Origin of the sequence: Mesorhizobium sp. M7A.F.Ca.AU.001.01.1.1, assembly GCF_004022735.1 — a bacterium.
GTDB lineage: Bacteria > Pseudomonadota > Alphaproteobacteria > Rhizobiales > Rhizobiaceae > Mesorhizobium > Mesorhizobium ciceri.
Genome location: NZ_RZPF01000219.1, coordinates 1 through 7,033, shown reverse-complemented (window position 1 = coordinate 7,033; position 7,033 = coordinate 1). Strand labels below are relative to the sequence as shown.

8 protein-coding genes are annotated in these 7,033 nt (G+C 64.9%); 5 read left to right on the top strand and 3 right to left on the bottom strand.

Features of this window, described 5'->3' with window-relative positions; all coding sequences use genetic code 11:
* From EN884_RS15445 to EN884_RS15435, 3 genes are all read left to right on the top strand, one after another.
* A partial coding sequence (locus tag EN884_RS15445) for an ABC transporter ATP-binding protein (protein ID WP_164895020.1) occupies positions 1 to 1,267 on the top strand: 1,267 nt, incomplete at its 5' end.
* The gene (locus EN884_RS15440) at positions 1,267 to 2,322 is read left to right on the top strand and encodes an ABC transporter permease (RefSeq protein WP_063169488.1); all 1,056 of its coding nucleotides are present in this window, start codon (positions 1,267 to 1,269) and stop codon (positions 2,320 to 2,322) included. The genes EN884_RS15445 and EN884_RS15440, both read left to right, overlap by 1 nt.
* Positions 2,319 to 3,263 carry an ABC transporter permease gene (locus EN884_RS15435; protein WP_063169487.1) on the top strand — a complete coding sequence of 315 codons (945 nt, stop codon included), beginning with the start codon at positions 2,319 to 2,321 and terminating at the stop codon, positions 3,261 to 3,263. Before EN884_RS15440 ends, EN884_RS15435 begins: the two co-directional genes overlap by 4 nt.
* A 244-nt stretch (positions 3,264 to 3,507) precedes the next feature.
* Here EN884_RS15435 and EN884_RS15430 read toward each other — a convergent pair whose 3' ends face one another.
* A complete protein-coding gene (locus EN884_RS15430) occupies positions 3,508 to 4,275 on the bottom strand; it encodes an SDR family oxidoreductase (RefSeq protein ID WP_024504731.1) in 768 nt (255 codons plus the stop codon).
* Between the two features lie 290 nt (positions 4,276 to 4,565).
* Between EN884_RS15430 and EN884_RS15425 the strand changes: the two genes are divergently transcribed.
* Positions 4,566 to 4,721, top strand: coding sequence for a hypothetical protein (locus EN884_RS15425; protein ID WP_013528960.1), 156 nt, complete (start codon positions 4,566 to 4,568; stop codon positions 4,719 to 4,721).
* A 110-nt stretch (positions 4,722 to 4,831) separates the two neighbouring features.
* Positions 4,832 to 5,773: an LLM class flavin-dependent oxidoreductase gene (locus EN884_RS15420; RefSeq protein WP_013528961.1), complete on the top strand. Its 942-nt coding sequence runs from the start codon at positions 4,832 to 4,834 to the stop codon at positions 5,771 to 5,773.
* Between the two features lie 6 nt (positions 5,774 to 5,779).
* On the opposite strand, the gene EN884_RS15415 is transcribed toward EN884_RS15420, so the two are convergent.
* Both EN884_RS15415 and EN884_RS15410 read right to left on the bottom strand, forming a co-directional pair.
* Complete coding sequence (locus tag EN884_RS15415) at positions 5,780 to 6,466, bottom strand: isochorismatase family cysteine hydrolase (protein WP_063169486.1); 687 nt, start codon at positions 6,464 to 6,466, stop codon at positions 5,780 to 5,782.
* Between the two features lie 35 nt (positions 6,467 to 6,501).
* The coding region (locus EN884_RS15410; RefSeq protein ID WP_128360613.1) for an ATP-binding cassette domain-containing protein at positions 6,502 to 7,033 on the bottom strand (532 nt) is incomplete at its 5' end.

The following is a 7,033-nucleotide window of genomic DNA, read 5'->3' as shown; positions in this document are numbered from 1 at the left end:
CGGCATGGTGCACCAGCATTTTCATCTGGCGCCAAGGCTGACGGTGCTGGAGAACCTGCTGATAGGCATTCCCGGCAAGACAGGGCGGATCGACCGCGCCGGCGGGCTGGCGCGGCTGGCCGAGATCGGCCGCCAGCATGGGCTGACGCTTGATCCCGATCTTCCGGTCTCGGCGCTGTCGGTCGGCGAGCAGCAGCGGCTCGAAATCGTCAAGGCACTGTTTCGCGGCGCCAGGCTCTTGATCCTCGACGAGCCGACGGCGGTGCTGGCGCCGAGCGAGGTCGACGGGCTGTTTTCGGCGTTGCGGTCGATGGCGGCGCAAGGGCTCGGCATCATTTTCATTTCGCACAAGCTCAACGAGGTGCGGGCACTGACGCATCGCTGCACAGTGCTGCGGCATGGGCGCGTCGCCGGCCGCGTCGACGATCCCGCCAACACGACATCGTCCGCAATGGCGCAACTGATGTGCGGCCATGAGATCGTGCCGCCGGCGCGGGGACAGTCGACGCCCGGTGCTGCGGTGCTGACCCTCGACGGCATTTCCACCTCGCGTCATTCGGGTACGGCGCTGCGCGACGTGTCGCTTGCCGTGCGTGCAGGCGAGATCCTCGGCATTGCCGGCGTGTCGGGCAATGGCCAGCGCGCGCTGGCGGAGGTCATCTCCGGCGTGCGCGTACCTGACGCCGGCCGGATGACGATCGCCGGCCAGAAAGTCTCACGCTTTTCGCCGCGCGAAGTGCAGGCGCTCGGTCTTGGCCGCATCCCGGAAGACCGTATGACGACGGGGCTGGTTACCAACCTGCCGCTCGCGGATTCGATGGTGTTGCCGCGCATCGGCACCGCCGCGTTCAGCAGCAAGGGCCTGCTCAAGCCGGATACGATCCGCGCCTTCGCGGAAGAGCAGATCAAGGCCTATGATATAAGGTGCCCCGGGCCGATGACCCGCGCGGGAGCGCTGTCCGGCGGCAATCTGCAGAAGGCGCTCTTGGCACGCGAACTGGCCTTCGACCCGAAGGTTCTGATCGTCTCGCAACCGACGCGCGGGCTCGATATCGGCGCGGCGCGTTTCATCCACGAAAAGTTCCTCGACATGCGGGCCAAGGGCTGCGGCATCATCGTCATCGGCGAGGATCTGGAAGAGCTGCTGGTGCTCTGCGATCGCATCGCGGTGATGTATGAGGGCCGCATTGTCGGCACGCTCGACAGCGCCGATGCAACGATCGCACAGCTCGGCCTGATGATGACCGGGGCGGAGGGGCACAGCTGATGTTTCGCCTGGAAGTCCGCACCTCTACGCCGGCCTGGTTCAACCTCGCTTTGCCGCTGCTGGCTATCGGCGCGACGCTTGTCCTGTGCAGTGGCCTGATCGCGCTGGCCGGCGCCGGCGTGCTCGATGCGTATGGCGTGATGTTCACGGCCTCGCTGGGCGACAGCTATGCGATCACCGAAACGATGGTGCGCGCCGCGCCGATGATCTTCACCGGACTGGCGGTGGCGGTCGCCTTCCGGGCAAAATTCTGGAACATCGGCGCCGAGGGTCAATTGCTGGCCGGCGCGGTGGCCAGCTGCTTTGTCGGCGCCATCCCGATGCCGGGACCGCTCGCCATGGTGTTGATGGCGGTCGCAGGCGCTGCGGCCGGGGCCGCGGTCGCGCTGGTGCCGGCGACCCTCAGGGTAAAATTCAAGGTCGACGATGTCGTCAGTTCGCTGCTGCTCAACTCGGTCATCTACTACGCGCTGATGGCGCTGATCGAAGGACCGTGGAAGGACTCCTTCAGCGGCTATCCGATCTCGCCGCCGATAGAGGATTCGGCCAATTTCCCTGTGCTGATCGAAGGTACAAGGCTGCATCTCGGCGTTATCGTGGCGCTGCTGGCGGCACCGCTGATCTGGTTCCTGATCGTGCGCACCACGCTCGGCTTCAGGATAAGGGTCACCGGCGAAAACCCGGAAGCGGCCAGATATGGCGGCATCCATGTCGAGCGCGTGCTGATCTCGACAGCGCTGCTGTCCGGCGCGCTGGCCGGACTGGCCGGCGTCGGCGAGGTCGGCGGCGTGCATTTCCAGGTGATGAGCGACATCTCGCCGGGCTACGGCTATTCCGGCATCGTCGTTGCCATGCTGGCGCGGCTCAACCCGCTTGGCGTCGTGCCGGCGGCGATCTTCCTTGCCGCCGTGATGACCGGCGCCGAGGCGATGTCGCGGGCGACCGGCGTGCCGGCCTTCCTCAGCGATGTCATCCAGGGCACTGCACTGCTCGCCATGCTGGTGGCGCTGCTGTTCACCGCCTATCGCATCCGCCGCGTCGGGGTTGCCCGATGAGCGCGGTGTTCGAACAGATCTTCCAGGTCGGTTTTCTGGCCGCGATCATTCGTATCGCCACGCCGCTGGCTTTTGCAACGCTGGGCGAAATGTTCTCGGAACGGGCCGGCGTGCTCAATCTCGGCATCGAAGGCATCATGCTTTTGTCGGCGATGACAGGCTTCACCGCTGCCAGCCTCAGCGGCAGCCTGTGGCTCGGCGTGCTGGCGGCGGTGCTGACCGGCATGCTGATGGGTGCGCTGCATGCGTTGTTCACGGTGGTGCTCGGCCTCAGCCAGCATGTCTGCGGCATCGGCGTGACGCTGTTCTCGTCGGGCCTTGCCTATTTCCTCTACCGGCTGATCTTCGGCCAGCAGTCTGTGCCGCCCAACATCAATGGTTTTCAGACGCTGCCGATCCCCCTCCTCTCCGACATTCCGGTGCTCGGGCCGGCGGTGTTCAACCAGTTCGCGCTGGTCTACATGGCGATCCTGGCCATTCCGTTGGCCGCTTTCATACTCTACCGCACGCCATGGGGCCTGTCGGTGCGCATGGTCGGTGAAAATCCGCGTGCCGCGGATTCGGCCGGTGTCAGCGTCATCGCCACACGCTTCCAGGCGGTTGTCCTCGGCGGCGCGCTGATGGGGCTGGCCGGCGCCTTCCTGTCGATGGCGCAGTTCAACGCCTTCACCTTCGGCGTCGTCTCCGGGCGCGGCTGGGTGGCGATCGCGCTGGTCGTCTTCGGCCGCTGGGATCCATGGCGCTCGGCGGGTGCGGCACTTCTGTTCGCCTTCGTCGATGCCTTGCAGCTGCGCATGCAGGCGAGCGGGCTCGGACACATCCCCTACGAGGCGTTCCTGATGCTGCCGTTCATCTTCACCATCGTCGCCATGGCTGTGATGTCGCGCAACGCGGTGGCGCCGTCGGCGCTGCTCAAGCCATTTCGCAGGGAGGAGCGTTAGCAAGCAGGGCTTGGTGCCATTTCCTCTCCCTCCGGAGGGGGGAGAGGTGGCGCTGCGAAGCCGCGACGGAGTGGGGGAACCACCCGGCAACCGTCGCGACGGACATTGGAAGGCCACTAGGCGCAAGAATCTTCCTGCACCGCGCCCAAGGGTCGCCCCCACTCCGTCGACCCCCACTCCGTCGAGCTGCGCTCGACACCTCTCACCCGATCGACGGGGGAGAGGAAGGGCGCCAGGCGTCGCCTCACATCGCGGTAAAACCGTTGTCGACGAACAGATGCGTGCCGTTGACGAAGCTCGACTCGTCGCTGGCCAGGTAAAGCGCCGCCCTCGCCACCTCTTCCGGCTCGCCGATGCGGCCCTGCTGCGCGGCCAGCGCTGCGTCCGAGACATCGACGCCGAGCCTGCCGAGGTCGGCAACCTCGCGCAGGCCGTGCGGCGTGCGGATGAAGCCCGGGCAGACGGCGTTGCAGCGGATGTTGCGGTCGCGGAACTCGACGGCGATGGCGCGGGCGAACATGTGGCAAGCGCCCTTGGTGGTGTCGTAGAGCACTTCGTTGGGAGTAGCCGCCACCGCCGAGATCGACGAGGTGCAGACGATCGAGCCGCCGCCCGCCGCAATCATGCCGGGCAAAACGGCGCGCGTCATCAGGAACATCGAGCGCACATTGACGGCATGCAGCCAATCCCATTCCTGCACCGTGGTCTCCAGGAAGGGCTTTATCACGATGGTGCCGGCGTGGTTGAACAGCACGGTGATGGGCCCGAGTTTTTCGATAGCACCCTTCACGGCGGCTTCGACCTGTGCCTCGTCGGAGACGTCGGCGACAAAATGCTCGGCGACATGGCCGCGTGCCCTGATTGTCGCTGCGGTTGCGGCGGCCGCCTCGCCGTTGCGGTCGATGATCGCCACCTTGGCGCCTTCGGCGGCGAACAACTCCGAGGCTGCTCCACCCATTCCCGTCGCGCCGCCCGAAATGATGGCGACCTTGCCGGCCAGTCTTGTGCCCATTTTTTTTGCCCCTTATGTGACGATTTCGCTTTGCTGGTTGGGTGATGCTACCGCGCCGGCGCCGGGCGGCCAATCCACGAATTGAGTGCCGCGAGGGCAAGGCCATAGGTCCATTCGGACGCAGACCCGAAAACGGACGCGCCATACGGATCGGCCGCCCGAGTGCCCCTGTAAGCAAGTGGCTACCAACTTCCCGTCACCTAAGAGAAAATTATTCTAGATTTGACCGAAAAATAGCAATCGACAAAGTCTACAAGTTTTATAGATTAACAGACGAGACGGAGGTCGATATGTCCTATATCCAGAACGCCCAGACGGATCGCAGTGGTCAGCGGGCGGCCAATGCCCAGACCTTCCGCCCGGCCTATGCCGGGGCTTTCGCCTATCTCGTCTTTGCCCTTGCGTTCGTGTTCACCGGGGCCGTTGTTCTGGGTCTTATTCCCTGAGTCGTCAGATCGACCGGGGTTAGCTGCCCCACCACTTACAGGCAATTGGAGTTGAATGAACCGAATCCTCGGCGTGCTTTCGCGCGCCCGACACCACGGAGGACATGGCAATGCCGATCGAGTTCACGCATATTCCCGGCAAGACCGCCGATGCCGCGGTTCCCTTTTTCTACGACTTTGCCGAGACCGCGACCAAGCTCGGGCTGATCGAGGACGGCGGCTTCCGCAAGATCGTCGTCGACGATTCGGCCGGACTGCTGACCAACATGGATCTTGCGGCCCAGGTGCTCGATCGCACCTCGTCGCTGGAAGTCGTGCTCACCCATTGGGCGGGCGTGGTCGAACCGACTGTGGCGGCCCGACAACTGGCGTCGATCGACAGGCAAAGCGGCGGACGCCTGGCGCTGAGAATGATCAGCGAGCCGCTGAGCGATGCCGACGCCGAAACACGGCCGGTCGGGCACACCGTCATCTGGCAGCGAATAGACGAATATCTGGTGCTGCTGAAGCGGCTGTGGTCGAACGACCGGCCCTTCGACCACGAAGGAACGTTCTACAGCATCAAGGGCGGCTACGTGCCGCGCAAGGGACCGCACGGCGCCGACCTGGTCATCCGCATGGGCGGGCAGTCCGGAACGGCGCTCAAGGTGGCCGGCCGGCATGCCGATGTCTTTGAACTGGCGCCGGGCTCGATCGACGAGATCCGGCAATTGATGGAGCGGGTGCGTCGCTCCGCCGCCGAACATGGCCGGGCCGGCAAGCTGCGCTTCGCGCTTCCGGTCGGGATTCACCAGGGTGCTTCCGCCTCCGGCCACAAGGCGGTCGATGTTGCCGGGCCGCCAGCCCAGGCCGCCCTGTCGCTGCTTGCCTATGCAGCCCTCGGGATCGATGAATTCATGATTGTCGGCGTCGACACGCCACGCGAGATCGCAACGCTCGGCCGGGAAACGATCGCCCTGCTGCGCAATTCGCTGGCGCGTCGCGAACACGAGGCATTCCAGCCTGGAGCATATGCGTCTCGTGCAGGATTGGAGACGCGCGCAACGGGCTGAAGTCCTTCAGCCTTTTGTTGCCTCGGGCCTGTCGCCAAGCCGCGACAGGCCTTCAATGACAGCGCCCGAATCCGCCAGCGCGCCGAAGACGCCATCTTCGACCGTCACCATATGAAGCGCGGCCTCGTGGGCTTGTTTGTCGCCGCTGGCGCAGGCGTCGGAAATCGTCAGGCATTGAAACTTGCGGTCGCAGGCTTCGCGCAGCGTGGTGTGGACGCAGACATCCGTCGTGCATCCGGAAAACATGAGATGCGTGATGCCTTGCGCGCGGAGCACAAGCTCGAAATCCGTATAGGTGAAGGCGCTGTTGCAGGTCTTGTCGACGATGATGTCGTGCGGTGCCACGTCGATCTCCGGAACGATCTGGAACCCCGTGCCCGAGCGCAGCAGGATATCGGTGCCGTCGAGACCGGAGCGCTTGCGGCGCCATTTTTCGTAAGGCGTCATATCGGCCATGTCGGCCCTATAGCCCTGCCTGGTATGGATGACCCTGACGCCGGCCCTGCGCGCGGCCGCGATCAGCCGGCTCACCGTCGGCAGGATCGCCCTCAGAGGCGACGGGTCATAGCCCTGCCTGGCGAAGTAGCCCGTCGTCGACAGGAAATCCTGCTGCAGGTCGATGACGATCAGCGCGGTGTTTTCGGCCACCAGCCTGCCGTCAAAGGGAAAGTCGAAGGGCGTTGCCTTGATCATCCGGGGGCTCCCTGCTTGGCCGCTACCATAGTGGATCAACGCGATGACACCAGATGCTGGGCGTCGTGCAGGCGTCGATAGATGCCGCCGGCACGGATCAGTTCGCTGTGCGACCCCTGCTCGACGACGCCCGACTCCGAGACGACGACGATGCGGTCGGCGCCGCGGATCGTTGCCAGCCGGTGTGCGATGACCAGCGTGGTTCGGCCCTCGGCAAGTTCGGCCAGCGACTTCTGGATTTCGCGCTCGGTCTCGGTGTCGAGCGCCGACGTCGCCTCGTCGAGGATCAGGATCGGCGGGTTCTTCAAGAACATACGGGCAATCGCCAGCCGCTGCTTCTGGCCGCCGGACAGTTTTACGCCGCGCTCGCCGATGATCGTATCATAACCGGCCGGCAGGCCTGATATCATGCCGTCGAGCTGCGCCCGCCGCGCGGCATCGGCGATGGCGTCGTCGGAGGCGCCGAGACGGCCATAGGCAATGTTTTCGCGGATCGAGCCGCCGAACAGGAAGACATCCTGCTGGACAATGCCGATCTGGCCGCGCAGCGAAGCGAGCGTCATGTCC

What these genes read in the sequence shown, in the direction of transcription:
- EN884_RS15435 (WP_063169487.1), top strand. Translation starts at nt 2,319, where the DNA reads ATGAGCGCGGTGTTCGAACAGATCTTCCAGGTCGGTTTTCTGGCCGCG.
- EN884_RS15415 (WP_063169486.1), bottom strand. Translation starts at nt 6,466, where the DNA reads ATGATCAAGGCAACGCCCTTCGACTTTCCCTTTGACGGCAGGCTGGTG.
- EN884_RS15430 (WP_024504731.1), bottom strand. Translation starts at nt 4,275, where the DNA reads ATGGGCACAAGACTGGCCGGCAAGGTCGCCATCATTTCGGGCGGCGCG.
- EN884_RS15440 (WP_063169488.1), top strand. Translation starts at nt 1,267, where the DNA reads ATGTTTCGCCTGGAAGTCCGCACCTCTACGCCGGCCTGGTTCAACCTC.
- EN884_RS15425 (WP_013528960.1), top strand. Translation starts at nt 4,566, where the DNA reads ATGTCCTATATCCAGAACGCCCAGACGGATCGCAGTGGTCAGCGGGCG.
- EN884_RS15420 (WP_013528961.1), top strand. Translation starts at nt 4,832, where the DNA reads ATGCCGATCGAGTTCACGCATATTCCCGGCAAGACCGCCGATGCCGCG.